The organism is Streptomyces incanus (assembly GCF_042656345.1).
Classification (GTDB): Bacteria; Actinomycetota; Actinomycetes; order Streptomycetales; family Streptomycetaceae; genus Streptomyces; species Streptomyces incanus.
In genome coordinates this window covers 144,217-169,512 of sequence record NZ_JBHSPC010000012.1, presented here as the reverse complement: position 1 = coordinate 169,512, position 25,296 = coordinate 144,217, and the positions used below count along the sequence as shown (strand labels likewise).

The window sequence follows — 25,296 nt, the reverse complement described above, 5'->3', positions numbered from 1 at the left end:
GAGGGGGGTGGGCAGTGCTGCGCGGAAGGATCCGGCGTGGCCGGCAGGCGTACGGCGCCGCGGAGGACGACCCGCTGGACGCGGCGCAGGAGCGCCGGGTACGGGCGGTGCTCGCGCTCGGCGGGGTGCCGCAGACCGACCTGCCGGACGGGGTGCAACAGGTCCGGCTGCGGCTGCTGGAACGCGCCGCGAGTGGGCAGGACGCGCCCCGGGACGTCTCGGCGTGGGCGGCGGTGGTCGCCTCCAACCTGGCCATGGACTGGCACCGGGCCAAACGCCGCCAGGAGCGGCTCGGCGAACGCCTCGCCGCGCTGCGCCCCGCCGAGCCCCCCGCCGACGAGGAGACCCGCCTGCTCTCCCTCGCCGTCGCCCGCGGCCTGGACGGGCTGCCCGACGCCCAGCGCCAGGTCGTCGTGCTGCGGTTCTACGCCGACCTCCCGGTGCGCTCGATCGCCGAGCAGCTCGGCGTCCCGGAGGGCACGGTCAAGAGCAGGCTGCACACGGCGGTACGGGCTCTGCGCGCCCGCCTGCACGAGGATGAGGTGGTGTGACGTGAGCCTCCACGACGACGACCGGAACGACACCGGAGACGAGCGGGGCACCGAGTACGACGCCCTCATGGCCGCGATCCTCGACGAGCCGCTGCCCGCGGCGGCCCGGCGGGACCCGGCGTTCATGGCCGCGCGGGACGCGGCCGCCGCGGACGTCGCCGTACTGCGGGAGCAACTGGGCCTGATCGGGGAGAGGCTGGCAGCGGGGGAGACGCCGGCAGCCGGGGAGACACCCGCCGGGGGTTCGGAGGCCGCAGGAGCGGAGGCCCGGGGGCCGGGGGCACGGGGGCCGGGGGCCGCCCCGGCGGCCGGGGGTTCGGACGCCCTCGTGGACAGGCCCGGGTACAGGCCCGCGGCCGGTCTCCTCGCGCCGGTGACGCCCCTGCCCGTGCGCCGCCCGCGCCGTCGCCCCCTGCGGGTAGCCTTCGGCGCGCTCGCCGCGGCGGCGGCCGCCGCGGTGGTCCTCGGTACGGGCTGGCTCGTGACGCAGACCGGGCAGGGCGACGGCGTGTCGTCGGGAGCCGAGGCCGACGAAAAGGCAGCGGGCAGCGACGGAGTACGGGACACCGGGAGGTCGGCCGATACCGCCTTCGGCAGCCCCCGCTACCTCGCCTGCGCCCGGCTCGTGGCCGAGGGCACGGTGTCGGAGGTGGAGCCGATGCCGGGCGCCGGACAGGACCGCGTCACGCTGGAGGTGACCCGCAGCTACAAGCCGGAGCCGGAGCCGGGCACCGCAGCAGGGGACCAGGAAGAGGTCACCTTCCTGACCGGGTCGACCGACCGGCCCCGGCTGCACACCGGCGATCGGGTCATGGTCGGCCTGCCCCGCGAGGGCACCGTCCCGGACGCCGTGATCGTCGGCGAGGAGGACATCGCCCCCGAGCGGGCGCGCATCACCGCTGCTCTGCCCGAGTCGAGCGACCTGCCCTGCGAGTGACGGGCAAGGGACGGTCATGCGATGCGTATGACGAAGGGGGCGGGCGCCCTGGTGGACGCCCGCCCCCTGCCGCTTGTGGCCGTCGGTTACGGCACGACCTTCTCGATCGTCACGCTGCCCACGCCCGCGACCGTGCCGCGCGCGTTGACCAGCTGCACCCGGCCGAAGAACTCACGTCCCGCGGGAGCCGTCGCGGCGGCCGTGACGGTGCCCGAGACGGTGGCCGACTGGCCCGTGCCGATCTTCACCGGCGTGGCACCGTCGACCGTGACCTCGCCGAGCGTGGCGGAGAAGAACACGTCCCGGTAGTCGTAGTCGGCGGAACCGGCCGGGACGGAATAGCCCACGACCCTGACGGTGTACGTGCCGGCCGCCGGGCGGGCGATGGACACCGACTCCTCCGAGTCGCCGTCGGCGGACTGGGCGACGAGGGTGCCTGCCGCGTTGTAGACCGCCAGGTCCAGGTCGGCGGCGGCGTCGGAGACGTTGCCGATGGCGACGTCGAGCGACGCGGCGCCCTCGGGCACCGTGACAGTGGTGGTGTGCGTGACACCCGTGGTGATGGCCGGCCGGGCGGACTTGGCGGAGCCCAGCGGGCCGCCGACCAGCTTGCCGTCCAGGGCGGCGGCCTGGTTGGTCACCTTCCAGGAGACGTCCGCCGGAGTGCCGACCTTGGCCTCGGGCACGGTCACGGTCTCCGGGGCGAAGACCGCGCCGAGCACGGCGACGTCCAGCTTGTACGGGTTGTCGAGCAGCGGCGAGGTGCGGCGCGCCTCGACCTCGATCTCCCAGACGCCCGGCTGCGGGTTCACGTACGAACGCAGGTCGGGACGGCAGGTGTTGGCCGGGTTGGTGTAGTTCGGGTAGCAGTTGACCGTCGACGTCGGGTCGGCCGGGACGCCGTACGGGTGGATGGCGATGAACCGGGTCTGGCTCGTGGCCTTCAGCCCGCCGAGCGCGACCTCCAGCGTCTTCGCGCCCTCGGGCACGGTGACGAAGTACGAGGTGGTGGCGTTGCGCTGGGCCGTACCGGAGGCGGAGAAGGTGTGCTTCAGCGGAGCCGAGACGACCACGGTGCTCAGGATCTGCCGGTCGACGCCCTCGGTGCGCGGGTCGTCGACCGTCAGGATGGCGCTCTTGAGGCCCGCGGACCGGGGCGCGGCCTGGACCTTGACGGTCACCGGCTTGTTCAGCGACAGCTGTACCTTGCCGTCGCCGATGATGCGGAAGGCGCCGTCGGTGTTGTTCTCGAGGTCGAGCTCGTGCCGGATCGCGCGGTCGGGACCGGACGTACGGGTGATCGTGACGTCGTACGTCTTCTTCTGGCCCGCCTTCAGGCCGCCCTCGCGGTCGTAGATGCCGGTGCCGAAGCCGGGGGTCTTGAGGAACTGCTCGATCGCGGTGTCGACCGGCGCCTTCACGCTGTACTCGTGCGCGGTGGCCCCGTCACGGATCGAGTCCCAGGCCTCCTCGACGTCGATGAGGCCGGCGCCCTCCTCGTAGGCCTGCAGGTCCTTGACGTGCTGGGCGGTGGAGGTGAGGGCGGTGCGCAGCTTCGCGGGCGTCAGGTCGATGCCCTTCTGCTTCGCGGCCGACAGCAGCAGCGCGGCGGAGCCGGCGGCCTGCGGGGACGCCATCGAGGTGCCCTGGAGCATGCCGTAACCGGCCGGGAGGCCGTAGCCCGCCTCGGCGACCGGGGCGCCCGGCGCCCAGGTCTGGATGGTGTTGATCGCCGCACCGGGCGCGATCAGCGTCGGCGTGAAGCCGCCGTCCTCACGCGGACCGCGCGAGGAGAACGGCATCATGGCGTACTTCGTCTTCACGACGGAGCCGTAGTTGGCGGCCCAGGTCTCCTTGGAGATGGACGCGCCGACCGAGATGACCTTGTCGGCCAGCGCCGGGTCGCCGATGGTGTTGGCGCCGGGGCCGGAGTTGCCCGCGGAGATCACCAGCTGGACGCCGTAGGTGTCGATGAGGCGGGTGTACAGCTCGGCGCGGGCGTTGTTGCCGTCGTTGAGCGCGGGCAGCCCGCCGATGGACATGTTGATGATGTCGACGCCGCGCTCGGTGACGAGGTCGATCATGCCCTCGGTGAGCGCCACGCTGGTGCAGCCGCCGGACCAGGTGCAGGCACGGGAGGAGACGATCTTCGCGCCGGGGGCGGCGCCGTTCATCTTCCCGCCGAACAGGCCGTGGGCGGCGGTGATACCGGCGACGTGCGAGCCGTGCGAGCTCTCGATGACACCGATGTTGACGAAGTCGGCCTTGGCGCCGGCCGCGTTGTACACGACGTCCTTGCGGATCTCCACGACGAACGGCTGGCGCTCGGAGACGTCGGTGGCCGGATCGTCGGTGCCGAAGTACCCGATCTGGAAGCCGTCCTTGTACGGCTTCATCGGGGTGTCGTCGGAGAAGTCCTGGTTGTTGTTGAGGTCGACGCGGACGGTGCCCGCCTCGGCGTCGTACAGCAGGCCCCAGGAGTCGGTGGTGTCGCCGTCGCGGTTGGCGTCGCCGCCCGCGTCGCCCCCGATGGTGTACGACTCCTTGAACGTGCTGATCCGGTACGAGCCCGAGGGCGCCGTCCAGGTCTTTCCGTCGTAGGTGAAGGTGGGCCCGGCCACCGATTCGGTCATCGGGCGCCAGGTCCGGTCGCCGTCGACGAGCGGGTCGGTCGCCGTCACCCAGTCGACGATCTTGCGTTCGCCGGTGGTGGTCTTCTGCAGCGCCGGGTGGGCCAGGTCCACGCCCGAGTCGAGGATGCCGATGGTGACGCCGCGGCCGTCCGCCTTCGGGTGGTCCTTCACGAAGTCGACGGCGCCCGTCTCGAAGGACGGGTTGTACGGGTTCTTCGCGGAGGTCCGCTTGTCGGGGGCCGGGTAGGCGGCGGAGCCGCCCTTGCCGCCGGCGGCCTTGGCGGTGGTGTCCGCGGCCGGCGTCGGGTCATCCAGCGGGATCTCGTCGCGCAGGTCGATGCCGTGCACGGAGGAGAGCTTCGCGGCGGCGGCGATGGCCGAGTCCGCCTTGGCGGTGGGAACGGTGGCGCGGACGTAGCCCAGCTTGTCGTGGGTCCGGCCGACCGAACCGCCCTTCACCGCGTTCAGTTCCTCGACGACCTGCTCGGTCTTGCCGGGGGCGGTGGCGATCATCATCGTGACGTTCTCGACGCCGTCGGCCTTGGCCTCGGCGAGGAGGTCCGCGTCGGCCGAACCGAGCTTGTCATGGGCGGCCTTGACGTCAGCGTCGACGGGTACGGCGGTCGGCGCGTCGGCGGCGACCGCCAGGGGTATCGGGCCGACCGCACAGAGCGCGGCGACGAGACCGGCGGCCAGGGCGATACGGGCCACGTGTCTTGTGCCCGATATCGACTCGCGCTGGGAGGAATGGGTCATCGGCATCCCTTGCAAGTAAAGGAACCATCGTGGAGCGACCGGAGTCGATCGACCCTGGCCGCGATCGTCCGGAACGCGATCCCGGACGATCGCTGAGCCTTTCGCAAGGGGTGCTTGTTTGGGGAGGGTTGGCCGAAACGAAACAGATGTATGGGGAAAACCCCCGGTGCGCGTATGGGATGTCGAGCACCGAAGCCGACAAGTCGCGCACGCGGAGCGCATCGCGGGTGTCCGCCGGGTTAACGTCCCGGGGTGCGGCAGATCCTCAGGGTGGCGGCCTACGCCGTGGTGGTGCGCGACGGACAGCTCCTTCTCGCCCGGTCCCCGGGGCCGGAAGGCGTCCCCGAGTGGGTCCTGCCCGGCGGCGGCATGGAGCACGGCGAGGATCCGTACGACACCGTGCGGCGGGAGGTCGAGGAGGAGACCGGGTACCGCGTCGAGGTCACCGGACTGCTCGGCGTGAACTCCGTCCGGCGCACCGTCGCCCGTCGCCTGGGCCGCAAGGCCGACCATCACGCCGTACGGCTGGTCTACGCGGGGCGGATCATCGGCGGCGAGCTGAGGAACGAGATCGGCGGCTCCACCGAACTGGCCGCCTGGCAGCCCCTGGACGCCGTCCCGGACCTGGTCAGGATCCGCATGGTCGACGTCGGCCTGCGGCTGTGGCGGGAGCGCCCGGCGGCGGGACGGGTGGAACGCGCGGAGGGCTGACGCGGCGGGTGTGCCACCCTCCGGTCCCCGGGCTCCCGTTGATCTCCATACCCGGAATGCCGTGCTGGGGACCGCCGGGTTTCCCCGTGAGGTGAACGCTGCGTGACCGGTCCTGGGCCGGTGCGGAAGCGGGCGCCGACGTCCCGGGTGGTCCAAGATCCACGTACGGCGATCGGTGGCGCGCGTTGCCGTCGCGTTCACACGCAGGCCATTCCCGCTGCCAAGCATCCAGTACGAGCGGGATGTTCACCCGGCGAACCACCGGCGAGCGCCCCGCGGTCACTGCCGATGCGTTCGCACCCGGGGAGACAAGCGCCATGTCGCGCACACGCTCAGTCGCCGACTCCACCCCACTCCACCGCCGTTCCCTCCTCGCCGCCACCGGCGCGGTGGCCCTCTCCGCCGGCGTCGGTCACGCCCTGCGGCCCGGCGGCGACCAGGCCGTCGCCGCCGGTACCGCCGATGCCGCCGCGAACGAGGCCGTACTCGCCTCCTCCCGGCAGGCGCCGGCCGCCCCGCTCGCCCCGTACCCGCGCGGCACCACCGTCGCCGGGGTGTCCGCACCGCGCGGCGGCCATGTCGCCGGCTACCGGCGCCTCGACGAAGGGCCCGGCTGGGGGCGGGTGGTACGCGGCGAACTGGCCGGCGCCCGCTCCGGCCGGGACGACCGCCGCACCACGCTCGCCGCGTTCGTACAGCTCACCGACCTGCATGTGATCGACACGCAGCACCCGCTGCGCCTGGAGTACCTGCGCTCCACCGATGTGCACGCCTGGCGGCCGCACGAGGCGCTCACCGTGCACGGCGTGGTCTCCCTCGTCGAGCGGATCAACGCCCTGCGCGGCGCCCCCGTCACCGGCTCCCCGCTGCACTTCGCGATGACCACCGGCGACAACACGGACAACAACACCCGCTCCGAACTGGACTGGTTCCTGACGGCGCTCAGCGGCGGCCGCATCGCCCCCAACAGCGGGGACCCGCGCCACTACGAAGGCGTCCAGAACAGCGGTCTGCGCCAGTACTGGCAGCCGGACGCCACCACCCGCGACGCCGACAAGCAGCTCGGCTTCCCGCACCTCGACGGCTTCCTCGCCGCGGCCGTCCGCGAGGTGAACAGCCCCGGCCTCAACCTCCCCTGGTACTCCACCGTCGGCAACCACGACGCGATGCCGCTCGGCTGCTACGCCTCCCACGGCGACCCGTACCTCGCCGAACTCGCCGTCGGCGGCCAAAAGCTGATGGAGCTCGGGGCGGCCGAGGCGGAGAAGCTCCAGCGGACCATCAGGAAGGCCACCGACCCCCGGGGAGTCCAGTACGGCGAATTCCTGAAGTCCCACGCCCGCGCCATGCGCTCGGTGACCCCCGACGAGGCGCGCGCCCCCTTCACGCCCGCCGAGTACGTCGAGGCCCACCTGGACCCCGCGTACCGCGGGTTCGGCCCGGTGGGGCACGGCTACTCCGCCGCCAACCTCGACGCGGGCACCCAGTACTACGCGTTCCGCGTCTCCGACGACGTCATCGGCATCAGCCTCGACACCACCGACCCGGGCGGCCACTACGCGGGCTCCGTCGGCACGGCCCAACTGCGGTGGCTGGAGCGGACGCTGCGCACCCACAAAGGCGCCCGCGCGATCGTCTTCAGTCACCACACCAGCGAGTCGATGACGAACACGCGCCGCGACCCGGCCCGCCCCGACGAGCGGCGCCACGACGGCAAGGAGCTCGTCGAACTCCTCGGCGCCCACCGCAACGTGGTGGCCTGGGTCAACGGCCACACCCACCGCAACGCGGTCACCCCGCACACCGGTTCGGCCGGCTCCTTCTGGGAGATCTCCACCGCCTCCCACGTCGACTTCCCCCAACTCGCCCGCGTCATCGAGCTGGTGGACAACAAGGACGGCACCCTGTCCCTGTTCACCACCCTGGTCGAGTCCGCGGCCCCGTCCCGCACGGACTACGGCGACCTCACCCAGACCGGCCTCGCCGCCCTCTACCGCGAGCTGTCCTACAACGCCCCCGGCGCCCGCACCGACCTCGGCGGCACCCCCCAGGACCGCAACACGGAACTCCTGCTCAAGGCGTAGGCGGAGCCGACGGCCCGGGGAGTGCCCGCCCGGTTCAGCGGGGCAGGACCACGACGTAGGCAGCGGGGTCGCGGTCGTCCGCCGCCATCAGGGCGGTACGGATCACCGCCGCCTGCTGCTCCGCGGCGTCCCGCAGCCTGCGCGGGGTGACCCGCACGACCGTGATGCCGAGCCGCTCCAGGTGCTCCCGCTTACGGGCGTACTCGGACCGCAGGACGTCGTCGTCCGGGAGGTTCTCCCGGCGGTCCTCCCGCCGGGGTGCCCGGATGTCCAGGTCGAGCGCCACGGCCTGCTCCGGCCAGTACGCGTCCAGGCCACCGAGGTGGGGGCCGCCCGGCAGGCGCAGGTCGACGTTCCACAGCGGGTCGGGCAGACCGTACGCGCGCACCATCCGGTACAGACCGTCCTCCGCGTGCGCGCGGCCCTCGGCCATCAGGGAGTTCACCGCGTGCACCACGTGCGGCCGGCCCAGCAGCTTCGCGGCGGTCAGCTCCCGTACCAGCGCGGTCGCGTCGCAGTGACCGCAGACCACCGCCTCCATGAGCAGCCTGCGCACCGTGCCCGCGTCGTCCAGGCCCGCCACCGCGTCGGCCAGCGCCCGCGGGACCGGCGCCACCGGTACGCCCGCCACCCGCTCGGGGGCCGGCAGCACCGGGGTGCGGACGATGCGCACGCAGCCCGTGGAGCGCAGCCGGCGCAGCCGCGGGACGAGTACGTCGAAGGTCTCCAGGGAGGACAGCGGGGGAGTGGAGGAGAAGCCGTACAGGGTCAGCGCGGCCGGCCCGGTGATCATCGCGTCCTCGTAGTGGGGCGCCGTCGAGTCGGCCGGGCCGGGCTGGACGGGAACGCGCGCGGACCGCTCCCGCGCCGTGTACAGCAGCGCCGCGTGCAACCGCTCCTCGCTGGTCGGCGGGCCCGGGTGGAGCAGGACGACACCCGGCAGGAGCTGCTGCCAGGGACCGCCGGGGCGGCACTGGTCGTCGGCCTCCGCGGCCGAGACGCCGTGCGAGCGGAGCCGGGCGGTCGTGAGCACGCGCCGCGGGCCGGCGGCGAGGTGGTGCGGGGGGCGGGGGGAGAGCGGGGGGAGCGGGGAGTCGTGGTTCATGTCCGGCAATCTCCCGCGCCGGATCCGCCCCCGAACCGCTGTTACACACCCGTCGACCATTAGGGACAAGTCCGCACTGAAGGACGCGTGTTCGGATGCCGGAAACCCCTGGTCCATTCGGGTGCGACCAGGGGTTACGGCTGTTATTGACTGAATTTCGTAACGGTCACGGAGCGCGCATCCCAGCGGTGGGATCGAGGGCGCACCCGTGCCCCGCGGTGGCGTCCCGCCGGGTGGTGCGGCCGATCAAGGTGCCGGAATCCGCGGGTCGGGGATGGTGGCTCCGTCGGACCGGGCGTTCAACCCGTCTCAGCGGGGCGCCTCGTGGACTGCCGCCTCTTGGGAGATCGACAGGGGCCTCGTACCGGAACGCGTCACGCTCCACTCCCTCCACCACGAGGCGGGGCACGACCTGCCCCGCCGGTCTGCCGCGCCCACGGTGCGCCTCGGGACGCGCCGGTGGGACGCGTCTGCGGGACGCGCCCGCGGTCACCCCGCCGCCGCGTCGCACGCCTGGCCGCGCAGCGCACGTGCCAGGTCGTCCCGGGCCTCCAGCACCAGACGGCGCAGCGCCGGGGGCGCGTCCTCGTGGGCCGCGAGCCATGCGTCCGTCGCGTCCAGCGTCCCGGGCGAGTCCAGCAGCTCGGGGAACAGGCCCCGCACCACGTGCAGGGCGATCTGGATGGACCGCTCCTCCCACACCCGCTCGATCACCGCGAAGTACTTCTCCGCGTACGGCGCGAGCAGCTCCCGCTGCGAGGGCTGGGCGAAGCCCGCGATCGTCGCCTCCACCAGCGCGTTGGACAGTTCCTGAGACTCCACGACCCGTGCCCAGCCCTCCGCCTTGACCTCCGCCGACGGGCGGGCGGCCAGGCAGCGGACCTGGTGGCGCTTGCCGGAGGCGGTGTCGTCCCGGGCCAGCTCCTCGGCCAGCGCCTTCTCGTCGGCGAGCCCGTGCGCGGCCAGCGGCTCGAGGAACACCCAGCGCAGCTCCTGGTCGACATCGAGCCCGTCGACCGTCACCGTGCCCGACAGCAGCTCCTGGAGCAGCTGGAAGTCGCCCGGCGCCACGGCCGACCGGGCGAAGAAGCGGGCCCAGGCCAGCTGCGGCTCGCTGCCCGGCGCGGCGGCCTCCAGCTCGCGCCGGGCGCCCTCGGCGAGCAGCCGGCCGCCGGTCTCCCGCCAGGCGGGCGCCGCGTAGTGGACGAGCGCCGACTCGGCCCAGGCGTGCAGCATCTGCAGCACGCCGATGTCGGACTCGCGCCCGCCGAACCGCAGCACCAGGTCCACGAACTCCCGCGCGGGCAGCAGCGCGTCCCGGGTGAGGTTCCACAGCGCCGACCAGCACAGGGCGCGGGCCAGGGGGTCGGTCAGCGCGCCCAGGTGCTCGCGGAGCGTGGCCAGCGAGGTCTCGTCGAAGCGGATCTTGCAGTATGTGAGGTCGTCGTCGTTGACCAGCACCAGTTCGGGCGCCTTCGCACCCGCCAGCTCCGCGACGACCGTACGCGCCCCGTCGACGTCCGCCTCGGCCCGCGCGTACCGCTCGAGCGCGCCGTCGGCCGTACGCCGGTACAGGCCCACCGCGACCCGGTGCGGGCGCAGCTCGGGATGCGACTCCGCGGCCTCCTGCACCACCGCGAGTTCCTCGACCCTGCCGTCCGCGTCCAACAGCACCTGGGGAGTGAGGGAGTTGACTCCGGCCGTCTGGAGCCAGGCCCGCGACCACGCCGTCATGTCGCGTCCGCTGGTCTCCTCGAGGACCGACAGCAGGTCACCGAGGCGCGTGTTGCCGTACGCGTGCCGCTTGAAGTAGCGCCGGGCGCCCTCGAGGAAGGCGTCCTGACCGACGTACGCCACCAGCTGCTTGAGGACCGAGGCGCCCTTGGCGTAGGTGATGCCGTCGAAGTTCAGCTTGGCGTCCTGGAGGTCGCGGATGTCCGCGGTGACCGGGTGTGTGGACGGCAACTGGTCCGCGCGGTACGCCCAGGCCTTGCGACGGTTGGCGAAGGTGATCCAGCCGTCGGTGAAGCGGGTGGCGCCCACCAGGGAGAAGGTGCCCATGAAGTCGGCGAAGGACTCCTTCAGCCACAGGTCGTCCCACCACTCCATGGTGACCAGGTCGCCGAACCACATGTGCGCCATCTCGTGCAGGATCACGTTGGCCCGGCCCTCGTAGGACGCCTGCGTGACCTTGCCGCGGAAGATGAACTCCTCGCGGAAGGTGACCAGTCCGGGGTTCTCCATCGCGCCCAGGTTGTACTCGGGTACGAACGCCTGGTCGTACTTCCCGAAGGGGTACGGGTAGTCGACGTGGTCGTGGAAGAAGTCCAGGCCCTGCTTGGTCACCAGGAACACGTCGTCGGCGTCGAAGTGCGGCGCCAGACCCTTGCGGCACATCGCGCCGAGCGGGATCTCCAGCCGTGTGCCGTCGGGCAGTTCCCGCTCGTAGGTGTCCGTGACGTAGTGGTACGGCCCGGCGACCACACAGGTGATGTAGGTCGAGATCGGCTTGGTCTCCGCGAACCGCCACACGCCGTCGGTGAGTTCACCGACGCCGTTGCTCCACACCGTCCAGCCCTCGGGGGCCCGCACCTCGAAGCGGTAGGGCGCCTTGAGGTCGGGCTGCTCGAAGTTGGCGAAGACCCGGCGGGCGTCGGCCGGCTCGTACTGGGTGTAGAGGTACACCTCGCCGTCCTCGGGGTCGACGAAGCGGTGCATGCCCTCGCCGGTACGGGAGTACGCGCACCGCGCGTCGACGACCAGCTCGTTGTCGGCGGCCAGATCCTCCAGCAGCAGCCGGGAGCCGTCGAACACCTCTCCGGGGTCGAGATCCCGCCCGTTGAGCGAGACGGCCGTCACGCTCGGCGCGATCAGGTCCGCGAAGCTGCTCGCGCCGGGCTCCGTGCAGCGGAACCGGACGGTCGTCACCGAGCGGAAGGTGCGCGGCCCCTCGGTGTCGCCCCCGCCCTCCCCGCCGGTCGTGCCGGTCGCGGTGCGCAGGTCGAGGGACACCTCGTACCCGTCCACCGACAACAGTGCGGCCCGCTCCCGGGCCTCGTCGCGGGTCAGGTTCTCACCGGGCACGGGCGGACTCCTCATACGTCTCATACGGCGTCGACATCGGCAGGGCTGTACAGCACCGATCCTGCCACGCGCCCCTGACGCGGGGCAGCCGGGAATCGGCGGGACGGGGATGAGGGGGATCGGCGGGATGGGAATGAGGCGGAGGAGTCCCGGCGTTTCCCCGGGGAAGCGATTCCCCGCACTTGCCTTCTGAGGAGCGACATGCCGGACACGTCCACCACCGCCACTCCCGTCGACTTCTGGTTCGACCCGCTGTGCCCCTGGGCCTGGATGACCTCCCGCTGGGTGCTGGAGGTGGAGAAGGTCCGGGACATCAAGGTCCACTGGCATCTGATGAGCCTCGCGGTCCTCAACGAGGACCGGCTCGACGAGCTGCCCGAGGAGTACCGCGAGATGCTCGCGACCAAGGCGTGGGGCCCCGTCCGCGTCGTCATCGCGGCCCAGGAGGAGCACGGCGCCGAGGTGCTCGGCGACCTCTACACCGCGCTCGGCACCCGCATCCACAATCAGGGTGAGGGGCCGGAGAAGGAGGCCGTCGCCGCCGCCCTGAAGGAGGTCGGCCTGCCCGACTCCCTCATGGAGCACTGGGACTCCACTCCCTACGAGCCCCAGCTGCGCGCCTCCCACAAGGAGGGCATCGACAAGGTCGGCCAGGACGTCGGCACCCCGGTCATCGCCGTGCCCGGCGCCGACGGCGAGCAGATCGCCTTCTTCGGCCCGGTCGTCACCCCCGCACCCAAGGGCGAGGAGGCCGCCCGCCTCTGGGACGGCACCCTCGCCGTGGCCTCCGTCCCCGGTTTCTACGAGCTCAAGCGCACGCGGACGAACGGCCCCGACTTCAGCAACCTGTGAGGATCCCGGGCGTTCATGCCCGGGAGGAATCGCATCCTCAAGACTGTGGTGCGGAGCGCCGCGATTTCGCTGCACTTGTACGGCCGCGCAGTGGCTGGACCCCTGCGCGGCGTCCAGGTGCGTTGGAAGGCTGTCCATGAGGTGACCGAGCGTGCTGTCGAATGATCACTCGGTGTGATGGAGGAGGCGGGGGACGCGCGATGGCCGCTCGCACGGATGTCTACGATCGGTGATCGCGAAGCATGGGGCGGCCGAGGCTGAACGCCCCTCGCGGGCTCGCCCTGGAAGATCTCACGGGCATCCGGCAGAGGGTACGGCCTCGCAAGCCCCAACGGGCCACCCTGCCCTCCCGGGCGTTCCGCCGACTCGGGCAGTTCATCGCGTACAAAGCCCGCAGGGCGGGGTGCCGGTGGTGTACGTCGATCCGACGTACACCACCCGGACCTGTGCCGAATGCGGGCACATCGACAGGGCGAACAAGGTCTCTCAGGCCCGGTTCGCGTGCCGGTCCTGCGGATTCGTTGATCACGCAGACCGCAACGGCTCCCGCGACATCCGCGCCCGTGCGCGGGAGTTGTGGCGACGCGGGGTCCCGTCAACGGCCCCTGCCCCACCACCGGTGCGCGCGCGGCGGGCCGGGGCTGGACGCAGACGCGGCGTCACACCCAGTGACGTCCGTTGTGCAAGCCCGTCGCTTCAGTGACGGATGGTCGGCCAACCTGTGACGGAATGCCCCGAGGCCGGCCGCTCCGGGGGCCTGGAGCGACTCCGGGCTCGTCACGTCGGGTCTGTCACTCCGGGGCGGGCAGGCGGATGGGCTTGGGGAACGGCTTCATGAGCCACCCCGTGCGCAGGTTGCGGCACTGCTTGCCGGTGTCCGGGTCCAGCACGTTCTCGCAGATCCAGAAGTCGTTCACCCCGGCGCGGCCCAGCCGTTCCTTGAGCTGTTCCTGTTCCGCCCTGGTCAGCTGACGATGCGGTTGCTCCGCGTCGCAGGTCGAGCAGGGGTACCTCTTGGTCCTGAGTGTCATCATGGGACACTTTGACCCGGAATGCCGTATACCGGAAGCCCCCGCGAGTCGAGTCCTCGCGGGAGCTTCCGTCTTTCCGCCTGCCGGGTGAACGGTGAGAAGACGATCACGGGGCAGGACATTCACGGGCAGCCGCTCGACGGCTCGTAGCAGTCGTACGGCAGGTCGGGCGGCAGGTCGGGCGGCGTGTGGACGGGCACGGCCCCCTTCGGCCTCTTATTGCAATGAGCTTGCAACTGCACGCTAGCAGCGAAAGGGCTTTCCGTGCGCCCGGTGAGCACAGCGGCACGCATGGAAAAGGGCCCCCGCTCGCACTCGTCGTCCGTGCGGGGGCCCTCGCCGCAGGAGCGGCGGGAGGGGTGAAGAGTTCAGCCCTCGGTTCGCGTGCGGGCCCTGGACCGCTGCCAGGCGTAGCCCGCGGCCGCCAGGGCCACGGTCATGCCGCCCGTCGAGTACAGCTGTACGCGCGTGTCCGGTTCCCGGGCCATCAGGACGAAGACGGCGGCCATCCCGGCCAGCGCGATCCACGTCAGCGCCGGGAACGCCCACATCCGGACGACCAGCTTCTCGGGGGCCTCGCGCTCCAGGATGCGGCGCAGCCGCAGCTGTGAGACGGCGATGAAGATCCAGACGATCAGGATCACCGCGCCGATCATGTTGAGCAGCCAGGAGAAGACGTCGTCGGGCCGCCAATAGCTCAGCAACACGCACAGGAACCCGAAGACGGACGAGGCCAGCACGGCGATCCGCGGCACCCCGGCCGACACCCGGCCCAGCACCTTCGGGCCCTGCCCGCGCTGCACCAGGGAGTAGCCGATGCGCGAGGCGCCGTAGATGTTGGCGTTCATCGCGGACAGCAGCGCCACCAGCACCACGACGTTCATCAGCTGCCCGGCGCCCGGGATGCCCAGACGCTCCAGGGCGGCGACGTAGGGGCCCTGCTCGACGACCGCCGGCGAGTCCCACGGAACCAGGGCGACGACGACGGCCATCGAGCCGACGTAGAACAGCGCGATCCGCCACATCGCCGTACGGACCGCGCTCGCGACGCCCTTGACCGGGTTCTCCGACTCGGCCGCGGCGATGGTGACCGTCTCCAGGCCGCCGTACGCGAAGAGGGAGGCGAGCAGGCCGATCACCAGCCCCTCGCCGCCGTTGGGGAGCAGCGGGGTGAGGTGGGAGGTGCCGGGGGAGTCGGTGCCCGGCAGTACGCCCGTGAGGGCCAGCACGCCGAGCACCAGGAACAGCGAGATCGCGCCGACCTTGAGCGCCGCGAACCAGAACTCGAACTCGCCGAACTTCTTCACGGCCGCGAGGTTCGTGGCGCAGAACATCACCATGAACAGCGCCACCCACGCCCACTCGGGCGTGCCCGGGAGCCAGCCGGTGACGATCTTCGCGGCGCCGATGCCCTCCAGGCCGACCGCCGTGCACAGCAGCACCCAGTACGCCCAGCCCGAGGCGAAGCCCGCCCAGGGCCCGATCGCCCGTTCCGCGTGCGCCGAGAACGAACCGGACGACGGGTACGCGGCCGACATCTCGCCGAGCATCCGCATCACCAGCATGACCAGCAGGCCGGAGAGGGCGTAGGCGATGACGATCGACGGTCCCGCGGCGGCGATGCCCGCGCCGGAGCCCACGAACAGCCCGGCACCGATCACCCCGCCCAGGGCGATCATCGACAGATGGCGCTGCTTGAGGCCGTGGGAGAGGGGGGCTCCGCCCTGCTCCCGCGGTGGCGTCCCGGGCGTCCCGGGTGCTCCGGGCGTTCCGGGTGTCTCGGTGGAGGGGCTGGGCACGGACACGGCTCGTCCAATACGGGAGAGGGTAAAAGCCACGTCAGTCTGGGCGGCCTCTCCCGGGTGAGGGAGAGGCCGCCCAGTATGTGGACGCACGGTTGCCGGAGGGTGTTTTTCCGGTTACGCGGTAGCCGCGGGGTCGCCGGCCGCCTCCGCCTTCAGTGCGTCGGCGGCCTGCTCCACGACCGACGTGCAGTGCGAGGCGTTCCCCTCGATGGAGTGGCTCGCCCTGCCGTCGATACCGACCGGGACGTCACCGGCGACCGTCACCCGGTGCGGGCGACGCGGCAGGCCGTCGTGGTTGTCGACGGCGTAGTGCTGGGTGATGCGGTTGCCGAACAGCACGAGCCGGTTCGGCGACCAGTGCCGACGGAGGCACGTTCTCCGGCCGGGTGATGTACGCCTGGAGCAGGTCGAGGACCTTGCGGGACTCGCCCGGCGACAGTCCCACGATCCGCTGCGCGAACCCGCCGATGAACAGGCCCCGCTCGCCGGTCAGCGGGTGGACGCGGACGACCGGGTGGACGGTGCGGTACTTGATCGAGGTGAACCGGGCGCGCCGGACCGCCTCCCTCTCGTCGATCGCCTCGTCGGCGTCGGCGTCGGCGACGGCGTAGTCGTAGTCGTTGGTTGCGGGTGGCCTCCGCACCGGCGGTGGTGACGATGTGCCAGTCCGCCCTGCCCCGCTGACGATGTCCAGCGAGGCGAACCTGCGGGCCAGGTCGTAGGGCGAGTTGCACGACGTCGACGCCGTCGCGATCAGCCCGATGTGCTCGGTGGCGTGCACACGAGACGGCGTGCACACGAGACGGCGTGCACACGAGACGGCAGGGAAAGCCGGAACCGGCCACTTTGGTGGAACTCTACAGACGCCGCCCGGACGGGCCTTGTAAGAGAGACCACGTCACCGCAGTGACCGGCATCACGCCGCACCCCGGTTGGTGGGCGTTCTTTGTCCGGAGTCCACCATGAGCGCGTGGGGGCCTTTGTCGAGCGCTGACGGTGATCGGCGCGAGGGCGCTGGGATAGCGTCGCCGTGTCCCGAACCGTCCTCACCTCCGCGGAGTCCCCATGAGCACCGCAGCCGCCACATCCGCTCTGCCCCAGCAAGGCGGGACCCGAGTCGGTCTGGTCCTCGCCGATCTCGTCCCGGCGTCCCGCGTACGGGACGTCGCCCTCGTGGTCGGAGGTGCCGCGCTCACCGGCGTCGCCGCCCAGCTCGCCGTCCCCGTCCCGGGCTCCCCGGTCCCGGTGACCGGTCAGACCTTCGCCGCGCTGCTCGTCGGCACCACCCTCGGCGCCCGGCGCGGTCTGTTCGCCCTCGCGCTGTACGCGATGGCGGGCGCCGCCGGTGTGCCGTGGTTCGCCGAGGGCACGTCCGGCATCGGGATGCCGTCGTTCGGCTACGTCCTGGGCATGCTGCTGGCCGCGGTCGTCGTGGGCTCCCTCGCCCGCCGCGGCGCCGACCGCTCGGTCTGGCGGACGGCGGGCGCCATGCTGCTCGGCTCGGCGGTCATCTACGCCGTCGGCGTGCCCTACCTGGCGCTGGCCACCGGCATGTCCGCCTCCGCCGCGATCGCGGCCGGTCTCACCCCGTTCCTCATCGGTGACGCCCTGAAGGCGGCGCTGGCCATGGGCGTACTGCCCACCGCCTGGCGGTTCGTCAACAAGCGGTGACGGTCGGACTCCTCCGCGTTGATTCGTGGCGAAGGAAGGAGGCCGACCGGGCGCGCGTCCAGCGCCCGGCCGGCCTCCTCTCGCGTTCCCGGGGCCGGTCAGCCCTCCTGCCGCCGTGGCCGCCGCGACGACCACCACAGCCCGGCCGCCCCGGCCGCGAGGAGCGCGGCCCCCGTCGTGCCCAGCGGCAGCAGCTCCCGCGCGGGGCCGGTCCTGGGCAACTCGTCCGCGCCCGGGTTCACCGGCTGGTTGTCGGTACCTAGGAGCAGAGGAGTGGCCGGGGCGTTGGGCGACGGGTTGGTGGTGCCGAACGGCACCGGGCCCTGCTGCCAGTACGTCTTCGACCCGTCCCCGGACTGGACGGGCAGGCAGATCTTCCCGGCCTTGCCGAGGTCGTACGTGGCGTCGACGGTGTACGACTTCGAGGCACCGGCTGAGAGATGGTCGAGAGCGCAACGGAAGCCGCTGTTCGAACCTTCGGGAAGGCTGTTCGCGGGAATGGGTGTGCAGCCCTTCACGCCCTTGACGGTGAGCCCGTCGAAACCCACCACCAAAAGATTGATCTTCCCGCTGTCCTTGTTTCCCTCGTTCTTCACCGTGGCGGTTATCGCCGTCTTTTCCGAGCTGTTGTCGACCGAGATCTTCTCCGGCAGCCGTGTGGTCAGTTCGACCCCTGACGGTGCCTGGTCGACGGGCTTTCCCCCCTTGTCGCTCCCGGGTCCCCCGCCCTCCGCACCGGCTGTGCCGGAAAGGATCAGAACCATCGAGAAAGATGCTGCCACCAGCGATCCTGTGATGGTCGTCATGCGACGAGAACTCATGTTCGCCCCCCTTGCCCGCGCCTGAATCCGCGTATTCGAAGAGGTACCACAAGATTTGTCCGCACTATGCTGGGACGGCCGAAAGTGTGACCATTGTGTTTCGCTCGGCGTATCGCGGAGGGGGTGCAGCGAATTGCCGGGAAACGCGGGCAGTGACGGTGTCGCGGGGATTCTGGTGGCGGAGCGCTATCGACTGGAAGAGAGTATCGGGCAGGGGGGAATGGGGCGGGTGTGGCGAGCCGCCGACGAAATGCTCGACCGGTGGGTCGCCGTCAAGGAGATGCGGATGGACGGCCTCGACGCGGAGGACGCCCGGACCCGCCGCGAACGCACCCTGCGCGAGGCCAGGGCCACCGCCCGGATCGACCACCCCAACGTCGTACGGGTCTACGACGTGGTCGACGAGGGTGAACGCCTGTGGATCGTCATGGAGTTGGTGGCCGGCCACTCCCTGGAGCGGATCACCGCCGAACAGGGACGGCTGAGCCCGTCCGAGACGGCCCGCGTCGGCCTGGGCCTGGCCGCCGCCCTGCGGCAGGTGCATGCGCGCGGTGTGCTGCACCGCGACATCAAACCAGGGAACGTCCTCGTGGAGAACGGCGACGGCCGGCCCCGCGAACGGCGGGTCGTCCTCACGGACTTCGGCATCGCGGCCATCCAGGACGCCAAGGCCCTCACCATGGTCGGGATGCTGGTCGGATCGCCCGACTACATGGCCCCCGAGCGGATCTCCGGCCGTCCCCAGGGTCCGCCCTCCGACCTCTGGTCCCTGGGCGCCACCCTCTGCGCCGCCCTGGGCGGAAGGTCGCCCTTCACCCGTGACACCACTCTGGCGACCCTGCACGCCGTGCTCTACGAGGAGCCCGAACTGCCGCCCGATTCAGGCCCGTTGCGAGAGATCCTCACCGCCCTCCTGAAGAAGGAGCCGTCGGACCGCCCGGGCCTGGACGACGTGGAATCCGCCCTGGAACCAGTCGCCTTCTTGAAGGCGACCCCCACCCTCCCGGTCACCGCGAGGGACATCCCGGCGTCACGGCAACCCGCGAGCGCCCCGAAGGAGACACCGGGGCCGCCGGACCGGGAGAGCCCCGCCCCCGCCACCTCCGCAGAATCCCCGTCCCCGTCCACGTCCCTGCCTCCATCCCCATCCCCATCCCCATCCGCAACCCCATCCGCATCGCCCCGCCCTCGCGGTGTCTCCCTCGACCGTGCCCGGGCGGTCACCGAGCAGCGCCCGCACCCCGATCCCGTACCGGCGCCCGACCCCATGCCGCCGGGGGAGCCCCCGGGCCCCGCCCCGCCGGCCGCTCCGCGCGGGCACGGGCGCGGGCACGGCGGCGGCCGTCGCCGTACCGTGTTCGCGGCCGCCGGCGGCACGGTGCTCGCCGCGGGTGCCGTCGTCGCCGCCCTCCTGGCGTCGAACGCCGGTTCCCCGGACGACGGCAACCGGGCCGCGACCTCCTCCACGACGGCGCGGACCACGCCCGCGTCGTCCGCGCCGTCCACGTCGTCCGGTACGGCGACCGCGGGCGACCCCCCGCCCACCGTCGACGGCACCTCCCGCCCGGCCGGCCTCCCGCCGGGCACCCGCCGGGAGGCCGGCGGGTTCGCCTGGGCCCCGCCCGAGGGCTGGCGGCGGGACGTACAGACCGGGGCGGAGGTCCACTACACCTCCCCGGACGGCAGCCAGGAACTCGTCGCCAAGTCCTCCCTGGCCCGCGGCGACCTGCTGGAGACCTGGCAGACCTCGGAACGCAACGCCCATCAGGGCCAGGACTACCGGAAGATCCGTCTGGAGGAGACGACCTTCCGCGACCACCCGGCGGTGGTCTGGGAGTACACGTTCACCCTCAAGGGCGTCGCCTGGCACGCACGCCTGCTCGGCTTCAACGTGGACGGGAAGTCGTACCAGATCAACACCTGGTACCAGCCGCACACCGGGACCACCGCGCTCGGCACGTACGAGAAGGCGAAGGAGAGCTTCACGGTGCTCTGATCCCCGCCTCGCGCGCCCGTGCCCCCTGCCCCCTGCCCCGACGCGCCTGCGCGCGATCCCCCGTGTCACACTCGGAGCATGCGCGTGTACCTCGGTTCCGACCATGCCGGATACGAACTCAAGAACCACCTCGCCGCGTGGCTCAAGGACGCGGGTCACGAGCCCGTCGACTGCGGGCCCCACATCTACGACGCCCAGGACGACTACCCGCCCTTCTGCCTCCGCACGGCCGAGCGGACCGCCGCCGACCCCGGCAGCCTCGGCATCGTGATCGGCGGCTCCGGCAACGGCGAGCAGATCGCCGCGAACAAGGTGAAGGGCGTACGGGCGGCCCTGGCGTGGAGCGAGGAGACCGCGGCGCTGGGCCGCACGCACAACGACGCCAACGTGGTCGCGGTGGGTGCGCGCATGCACACCACGGACGAGGCGACGAAGTTCGTCGAGATCTTCCTCGGCACCCCGTTCTCGGGCGACGAGCGCCACAGCCGCCGCATCGACATGCTCACGGAGTACGAGACCACCGGCGACCTCCCCCCGATCCCGCCCCACCACCCCCAGCAGTAACCGGCGACCGGCCCGTACCCGACCCGCCGGGGAGCGACGGCTCCCACGGCGGGGCCGACGGACGCGGTCGGCCCCGGTAGTCGGAGGGCACTCGGAAGGCAGCGAGAGCAGAGAGGGAAGGGACCGGACCCGTGCCGGAGGGCCACACCATCCACCGGCTGGCCGAGGACTACGCCGCCGCCTTCGCCGACGGCAGCCCCCTGCGAGTCACCAGCCCCCAGGGCAAGTTCAGTGACGCCGCCGCCCTCCTGGACCGCACCCCCCTGCACACCGCCGACGCTCACGGCAAGCACCTCTTCCTCGGCTTCCGCGACCCCGACCCCGAGCACACCGACTGGGTCCACATCCACCTCGGCCTCTTCGGCAAGGTCGCCCTGGGCCCGGCCCCCGCGCCCCCGCCCACGGACACCGTCCGCCTGCGCCTCGCGCACCCCGCCGCGTACGCCGATCTCCGCGGACCCACCACCTGCGCCCTGATCACCGGCGCCGAGAAGCGGGCGATACACGGCCGTCTCGGCCCCGACCCCCTGCGCCCGGACGCGGAACCGGACGCCGCGTACCGCAGGATCAGTCGAAGCCGTACGACGATCGCCGCGCTCCTCATGGACCAGAAGGTCATCGCCGGCGTCGGAAACGTCTACCGCGCCGAGGTTCTTTTCCGGCACCGCATCGACCCCTACCGAGCGGGCCGGGACATCGCCCCCGCCGAGTGGGACGCGATCTGGACCGACCTGGTCGGGCTGATGCGCGAAGGCGTCCGCGACAACCGCATCGACACCGTCCGTCCGGAACACACCCCGGAGGTGATGGGCCGCCCGCCGCGCGTCGACGACCACGGCGGCGAGGTGTACGTCTACCGCCGGGCCCATCGGCCCTGCCACATCTGCGGCGGCGAGATCCGCACCGCCGATCTCGCCGCCCGCAACCTCTTCTGGTGCCCCGCCTGCCAACACCGCTAGGGCCTGTCCGGCGGATCATGCCGGAGACGTGAGGGCCGGCACGCCCTCCTCCCAGCTCTTCGAGCAGGAGGCGCCCCCAGCGGCGTTGTCGTCACTCGCCTCCCCCGATCCCGGCTTTTCCCCCACTCTCGACTTCGCTCGAGCGGGGGACCTCCATGAGCGGGGGACCTCCATGAGCGGGGGACCTCCATGAGCGGGGGACCTCCACGAGAGGGAGGGGTCCCCATCGCTCCGCGTCGACCCCCTCCTCCGCTGTGCAGCCGCACGCACCAGCCCCGCTCGACCCAGCCGGAAAGATGCCGCCGGTCACCTCCGACTTGATCCGCCGGACAGACCCTGGAGAATTTCCGCCGGACGCCTCCACGACGGTGCCCGGTGAAGTCGACTGTGAAGTAGGTTCCCCAATGAGGGACAACCAGGACCTCCCGTGCCAAGTGGCCGGTCCGATGGATAGGGTCCCGAACTAATGGCAGCAGGACGAGAGAGGCGCGCAGAAGCCGACACGCTGACGGCCCGGGTGAAGAAGCAATGGCACCGGGCCCGCGTCGGCGTGCGCCGGGCTGCCGTCGACTACTTCCGCGGGGACGGCTCCGACTGGATAGCCCTCGCCGGACTGCTGCTGATGATCCCGCTCATCGCGGTGGCGACCCTCGCCAACTCCGTGTGGTTCGCGCCGTCCGCGCTGGTCCTGCCGATCGTCGCCGGCGGGCTGCTGCTGCGCCCGGCGAGCCTGCTCGGCCTGTACGCGGCGGCGGCGACCGCGCTGATCGTGGAGGCCGTCCAACTCGGCCCGTACACCGAGGGCGCCTCCCGGGTCACCCCGGGCGTCGTCCTCGTCGTGGCCGCCGGAGGCTTCTTCGGCCTGGTCGTCGCCCAGTTCCGCAGCCGGGTGGGCGTGCCCTGGCGGCGCGGCGGCACCATGCTGTTCGACCTGCGTGAACGCATCCGCGTCCAGAGCCAGTTGCCGGCCCTGCCGAGCGGATGGCACCGGGAGATGTCCCTGCGCCCCGCGGGCGGCCAGTCCTTCTCGGGCGACTTCGTGGTCGCCGCCCGCACCAACGGCGGTCGCACGCTCGAAGTCGTCCTGACCGACGTGTCCGGCAAGGGCATGGACGCCGGATCGCGCGCCCTGCTGCTGTCCGGCGCCTTCGGTGGCCTGCTCGGCAGCCTCCCGCCGCACGCCTTCCTGCCGGCCGCCAACGGCTACCTGCTCCGCCAGGAATGGGAGGAGGGTTTCGCCACCTCCATCCACCTCGTCCTCGACCTGGACTCCGGCGACTACGAGTTGTACTCCGCCGGGCATCCGCCGGGCCTCCAACTCAGCGCGGGCAGCGGCAAATGGGAGGAGAAGGCGGGCGACGGCCCGCTCCTCGGCGTGTACGACGGCGCCCAGTTCGACCCGGTGAAAGGCTCGCTGCGCGCCGGCGACGTGCTGATGCTGTTCACCGACGGCCTGGTGGAGACGTCGGACCGGGACATCGTCGAAGGCATCGACCGCCTCACCGGCGAGGCCGACCGCTATGTCGCCGGCGGCTTCCACGGAGCGGCCTGGCACCTCATCGAAGCGGTCGCCAAGGACGTCAACGACGACCGGGCGCTCCTGCTGATCTGCCGCGAGGGCCCCACAGCCGCCGCGACCCGCTGACCGGACGGGGACGAGACCGTGGCCGTACCCGCGCTCGTGCCCGGCGTCCGGTCCAGCGGACCGCCGCCACCGTCCTGACCGCCGCCACTCTCCTGCCCCCTCCCGAGCCGTGCGGCCCCGCAGGCGGGGGGACACTGGAAGGGTGACCGGGACACCACACAACCTGCTGACAACGACCCAGATCGAGGCCGCCGCCCGTGCCGTGCACAAAGGCCAGAGAGACAAGGCGGGCGTGCCGTACGCCGAGCACCTCCGGGCCGTGGCCGAGGGCGTCCGGGCACGCGGCGGCGACGAGGAGCAGATCGCGGCGGCCTGGCTGCACGACACCGTCGAGGACGGCAAACTGTCTCAGGAGTGGCTCCGGGAAGCGGCACTGACCCGGCGTACCAGGGACATCGTCCTCGCGGTCACCAAGCGGTCCGGGGAGCCGCCCGAGGCGTACGCGGCCCGTATCCTCGCGACCCCGGGCGCGCTGCTGGTGAAGGAGGCGGACCTGGCGCACAACGCCGATCCGGCGCGGCTGGCGGTACTCGACGAGGCGACCCGCACACGACTGACCGAGAAGTACACGCGGATGCGCACACTCCTCGGTCTCGTGGCGGGCGAGCGGCCGGACCGGCCGGCCTGACCGGACGCCCCGGCCCGGCCAGGCCGACCCAACCGCATCGCGGTGCGGCCGGCTAGGCGGAGACCTGCTCCTGAGCCTCCCGGGACTCCCGCGTCTCCCCGGCCTCCTGCTTCGCCCGCTTCTCCCGTTGCTCGCGCTCGCGGGCCGGTTCGGCCGCGTCGCGCCTGAAGGCCCACTCCATCCTCGGCTCCAACGCGAACCGGAAGACCCGCTGCACCGGAAGGGAACACAGGAACGTCACCAGGACCGCCGCGAACACGGTCACGGCGACCGCGCCGACCGGCTCGTGCAGCACCGAGGGCTCGAACCAGCCCCGGTATTCACCGGCCTTCGCCACGAAGCCGTGCAGCAGATAGCCGTACAGCGTGCCCGCGCCGAGTGCCGTGAACCACATGTGGCGGCCCGGCACCCAGGCGAAGAAGCAGGCCGTCAGCAGCAGGGAGCAGCCGAACAGCACCAGCATCATCACCGGGCCGGCCCACCACGGCGCGCCCAGCTCCTGCGCGGAGTCACGGTGGTAGAGCCACCCGGTGGTCATCCGCGGTTCGGCCCACCAGGCGAGTGCCAGCGCGGAGGCGAACACGGGCACCGACAGGATCCGCACCGACCGCCGGCGCACCAGGTGGAAGTGCTCGGGCCTCATGCACAGGCCGAGCACGAAGTACGGCAGGAACTGCAGGACACGCTGCAGATCGAGGTCGTCGCCGATCTGCGGGGAGACGCTCGCCAGCATGGCGAGGCCGAGCGCCAGCGGCAGCGGGTGGCGCACCGCCTTCCAGATCGGAGTGGTCAGCCGCCAGACGAACAGCGCGCACAGGAACCAGGTCAGATACCAGGGATCGAGAAGGCTGATCTCCTGCCCCGGGTCGCTGTCGACCACCCGCTTGAAGAGCGGGTAGGCCGTCTCGAAGATGATGTACGGCACGGCGACGCCGGTGATCAGCCGCCGCAGCCGGTCGGGGCGCATGTCGAAGCTGCGCGAGAAGAAGCCGGAGATGATGATGAAGGCCGGCATGTGGAACGCGTACACGACGGTGTACGCGGCCTCCATGAACCGGCTGTCGCCCTTGATGGGCTCCCAGAAGTGGCCTACGGCCACCAGCACGATCGCCAGGTACTTGGCGTTGTCGAAGAACGCGTCCCGCCGCTTTTTGGAGCTCGACGCTCCGCTCCTCGGCGTATCGGTCCTGGGCGTATCGGTCCTTGAAGTAGCGGTTCCCGGCGGCGAGGCCGGGGGAAGCGGCGTTCTGCGGTTGCCGTTCGGTCGTGGCGAGTCCGTCACAGGGCCACCCGCCAGGAACTCGGGGAGGGGGTCGGCGCACTCGCTGCGCTTCTGGGGGACGGGGCAGCGTGGAACATCTGAGGCACCCTAGCGTTCACTGCGGGGAGGCGTGAAACTCCCACGTCATTCCGGTTGTCCATTCCGGATACCCGCGATCCGTGAATGCTGACGGGTTTGCCGA

19 protein-coding genes and 2 pseudogenes are annotated in these 25,296 nt (G+C 71.8%); 12 read left to right on the top strand and 9 right to left on the bottom strand.

The features are described from left to right. The first annotated feature begins 14 nt into the window (after window positions 1–14). Both ACFP2V_RS04240 and ACFP2V_RS04235 read left to right on the top strand, forming a co-directional pair. Window positions 15–551 (top strand): RNA polymerase sigma factor, encoded by a 537-nt coding sequence (locus tag ACFP2V_RS04240; protein WP_055592466.1) that lies wholly within the window; start codon window positions 15–17, stop codon window positions 549–551. 1 nt (window position 552) lies between these two features. Continuing rightward, on the top strand, window positions 553–1,488 hold the full coding sequence (locus tag ACFP2V_RS04235; protein ID WP_381205543.1) for a hypothetical protein: 936 nt from the start codon (window positions 553–555) through the stop codon (window positions 1,486–1,488). An 86-nt stretch (window positions 1,489–1,574) separates the two neighbouring features. Here ACFP2V_RS04235 and ACFP2V_RS04230 read toward each other — a convergent pair whose 3' ends face one another. After that, a complete protein-coding gene (locus ACFP2V_RS04230; protein ID WP_381205538.1) occupies window positions 1,575–4,877 on the bottom strand; it encodes a S8 family serine peptidase in 3,303 nt (1,100 codons plus the stop codon). A gap of 252 nt (window positions 4,878–5,129) precedes the next feature. On the opposite strand from ACFP2V_RS04230, the gene ACFP2V_RS04225 reads away from it, so the two are divergent. Beyond that, on the top strand, window positions 5,130–5,588 hold the full coding sequence (locus ACFP2V_RS04225; RefSeq protein ID WP_381205535.1) for an NUDIX hydrolase: 459 nt from the start codon (window positions 5,130–5,132) through the stop codon (window positions 5,586–5,588). Window positions 5,589–5,905: 317 nt separating this feature from the next. Then, window positions 5,906–7,672, top strand: coding sequence for a TIGR03767 family metallophosphoesterase (locus ACFP2V_RS04220; RefSeq protein ID WP_381205532.1), 1,767 nt, complete (start codon window positions 5,906–5,908; stop codon window positions 7,670–7,672). 34 nt (window positions 7,673–7,706) lie between these two features. Here the strand turns inward: ACFP2V_RS04220 and ACFP2V_RS04215 are convergent, their stop codons facing one another. Both ACFP2V_RS04215 and pepN read right to left on the bottom strand, forming a co-directional pair. Then, window positions 7,707–8,777 carry a hypothetical protein gene (locus tag ACFP2V_RS04215; protein ID WP_381205529.1) on the bottom strand — a complete coding sequence of 357 codons (1,071 nt, stop codon included), beginning with the start codon at window positions 8,775–8,777 and terminating at the stop codon, window positions 7,707–7,709. A 489-nt stretch (window positions 8,778–9,266) separates the two neighbouring features. After that, complete coding sequence (gene pepN, locus ACFP2V_RS04210) at window positions 9,267–11,861, bottom strand: aminopeptidase N (protein WP_381205526.1); 2,595 nt, start codon at window positions 11,859–11,861, stop codon at window positions 9,267–9,269. Window positions 11,862–12,062: 201 nt separating this feature from the next. Here pepN and ACFP2V_RS04205 point away from each other — a divergent pair, with 201 nt between their 5' ends. After that, the gene (locus tag ACFP2V_RS04205) at window positions 12,063–12,713 is read left to right on the top strand and encodes a mycothiol-dependent nitroreductase Rv2466c family protein (protein ID WP_381205522.1); all 651 of its coding nucleotides are present in this window, start codon (window positions 12,063–12,065) and stop codon (window positions 12,711–12,713) included. Window positions 12,714–12,942: 229 nt separating this feature from the next. Continuing rightward, window positions 12,943–13,416: a zinc ribbon domain-containing protein gene (locus ACFP2V_RS04200; protein WP_381205519.1), complete on the top strand. Its 474-nt coding sequence runs from the start codon at window positions 12,943–12,945 to the stop codon at window positions 13,414–13,416. An 88-nt stretch (window positions 13,417–13,504) separates the two neighbouring features. Here ACFP2V_RS04200 and ACFP2V_RS04195 read toward each other — a convergent pair whose 3' ends face one another. The 4 genes and pseudogenes from ACFP2V_RS04195 to ACFP2V_RS04180 all read right to left on the bottom strand — a co-directional run. Next, the gene (locus ACFP2V_RS04195; protein WP_381205516.1) at window positions 13,505–13,747 is read right to left on the bottom strand and encodes a hypothetical protein; all 243 of its coding nucleotides are present in this window, start codon (window positions 13,745–13,747) and stop codon (window positions 13,505–13,507) included. A gap of 365 nt (window positions 13,748–14,112) precedes the next feature. Continuing rightward, window positions 14,113–15,543, bottom strand: a complete 1,431-nt coding sequence (locus tag ACFP2V_RS04190; protein ID WP_381205513.1) for an amino acid permease — start codon at window positions 15,541–15,543, stop codon at window positions 14,113–14,115. A 120-nt stretch (window positions 15,544–15,663) separates the two neighbouring features. Continuing rightward, window positions 15,664–16,177 (bottom strand): annotated as a pseudogene (locus tag ACFP2V_RS04185) (TauD/TfdA dioxygenase family protein); the annotation flags it as partial. Continuing rightward, window positions 16,173–16,327, bottom strand: a pseudogene (locus ACFP2V_RS04180) (LLM class flavin-dependent oxidoreductase); the annotation flags it as partial. The pseudogenes ACFP2V_RS04185 and ACFP2V_RS04180, both read right to left, overlap by 5 nt. A 287-nt stretch (window positions 16,328–16,614) precedes the next feature. Between ACFP2V_RS04180 and ACFP2V_RS04175 the strand changes: the two are divergent. Further along, a complete protein-coding gene (locus ACFP2V_RS04175) occupies window positions 16,615–17,220 on the top strand; it encodes a biotin transporter BioY (protein WP_381205510.1) in 606 nt (201 codons plus the stop codon). A gap of 98 nt (window positions 17,221–17,318) precedes the next feature. On the opposite strand, the gene ACFP2V_RS04170 is transcribed toward ACFP2V_RS04175, so the two are convergent. Then, entirely contained in the window at window positions 17,319–18,026 is a 708-nt protein-coding gene (locus ACFP2V_RS04170; protein WP_381205507.1) for a hypothetical protein, read from the bottom strand. A gap of 235 nt (window positions 18,027–18,261) precedes the next feature. Between ACFP2V_RS04170 and ACFP2V_RS04165 the strand changes: the two genes are divergently transcribed. From ACFP2V_RS04165 to ACFP2V_RS04145, 5 genes are all read left to right on the top strand, one after another. Beyond that, window positions 18,262–20,037: a serine/threonine-protein kinase gene (locus tag ACFP2V_RS04165; protein WP_465269201.1), complete on the top strand. Its 1,776-nt coding sequence runs from the start codon at window positions 18,262–18,264 to the stop codon at window positions 20,035–20,037. 78 nt (window positions 20,038–20,115) lie between these two features. Then, window positions 20,116–20,601 (top strand): ribose-5-phosphate isomerase, encoded by a 486-nt coding sequence (locus ACFP2V_RS04160; protein ID WP_381205504.1) that lies wholly within the window; start codon window positions 20,116–20,118, stop codon window positions 20,599–20,601. 131 nt (window positions 20,602–20,732) lie between these two features. After that, on the top strand, window positions 20,733–21,560 hold the full coding sequence (locus tag ACFP2V_RS04155; protein ID WP_381205500.1) for an Fpg/Nei family DNA glycosylase: 828 nt from the start codon (window positions 20,733–20,735) through the stop codon (window positions 21,558–21,560). A 466-nt stretch (window positions 21,561–22,026) separates the two neighbouring features. Further along, window positions 22,027–23,205 carry a PP2C family protein-serine/threonine phosphatase gene (locus ACFP2V_RS04150; protein WP_381205497.1) on the top strand — a complete coding sequence of 393 codons (1,179 nt, stop codon included), beginning with the start codon at window positions 22,027–22,029 and terminating at the stop codon, window positions 23,203–23,205. A 142-nt stretch (window positions 23,206–23,347) separates the two neighbouring features. Further along, window positions 23,348–23,833: an HD domain-containing protein gene (locus ACFP2V_RS04145; RefSeq protein ID WP_381205494.1), complete on the top strand. Its 486-nt coding sequence runs from the start codon at window positions 23,348–23,350 to the stop codon at window positions 23,831–23,833. Window positions 23,834–23,885: 52 nt separating this feature from the next. Here the strand turns inward: ACFP2V_RS04145 and ACFP2V_RS04140 are convergent, their stop codons facing one another. Then, window positions 23,886–25,115, bottom strand: a complete 1,230-nt coding sequence (locus ACFP2V_RS04140) for an acyltransferase family protein (protein ID WP_381205491.1) — start codon at window positions 25,113–25,115, stop codon at window positions 23,886–23,888. Window positions 25,116–25,296 lie beyond the last annotated feature (181 nt).

Bases quoted from the DNA above. Each gene is read 5' to 3' on its own strand.
- ACFP2V_RS04230 (WP_381205538.1), bottom strand. From the start codon at position 4,877: ATGACCCATTCCTCCCAGCGCGAGTCGATATCGGGCACAAGACACGTG.
- ACFP2V_RS04220 (WP_381205532.1), top strand. From the start codon at position 5,906: ATGTCGCGCACACGCTCAGTCGCCGACTCCACCCCACTCCACCGCCGT.
- ACFP2V_RS04215 (WP_381205529.1), bottom strand. From the start codon at position 8,777: ATGAACCACGACTCCCCGCTCCCCCCGCTCTCCCCCCGCCCCCCGCAC.
- ACFP2V_RS04205 (WP_381205522.1), top strand. From the start codon at position 12,063: ATGCCGGACACGTCCACCACCGCCACTCCCGTCGACTTCTGGTTCGAC.
- ACFP2V_RS04195 (WP_381205516.1), bottom strand. From the start codon at position 13,747: ATGATGACACTCAGGACCAAGAGGTACCCCTGCTCGACCTGCGACGCG.
- ACFP2V_RS04175 (WP_381205510.1), top strand. From the start codon at position 16,615: ATGAGCACCGCAGCCGCCACATCCGCTCTGCCCCAGCAAGGCGGGACC.
- ACFP2V_RS04170 (WP_381205507.1), bottom strand. From the start codon at position 18,026: ATGACGACCATCACAGGATCGCTGGTGGCAGCATCTTTCTCGATGGTT.
- ACFP2V_RS04165 (WP_465269201.1), top strand. From the start codon at position 18,262: ATGGGGCGGGTGTGGCGAGCCGCCGACGAAATGCTCGACCGGTGGGTC.
- ACFP2V_RS04160 (WP_381205504.1), top strand. From the start codon at position 20,116: ATGCGCGTGTACCTCGGTTCCGACCATGCCGGATACGAACTCAAGAAC.
- ACFP2V_RS04150 (WP_381205497.1), top strand. From the start codon at position 22,027: ATGGCAGCAGGACGAGAGAGGCGCGCAGAAGCCGACACGCTGACGGCC.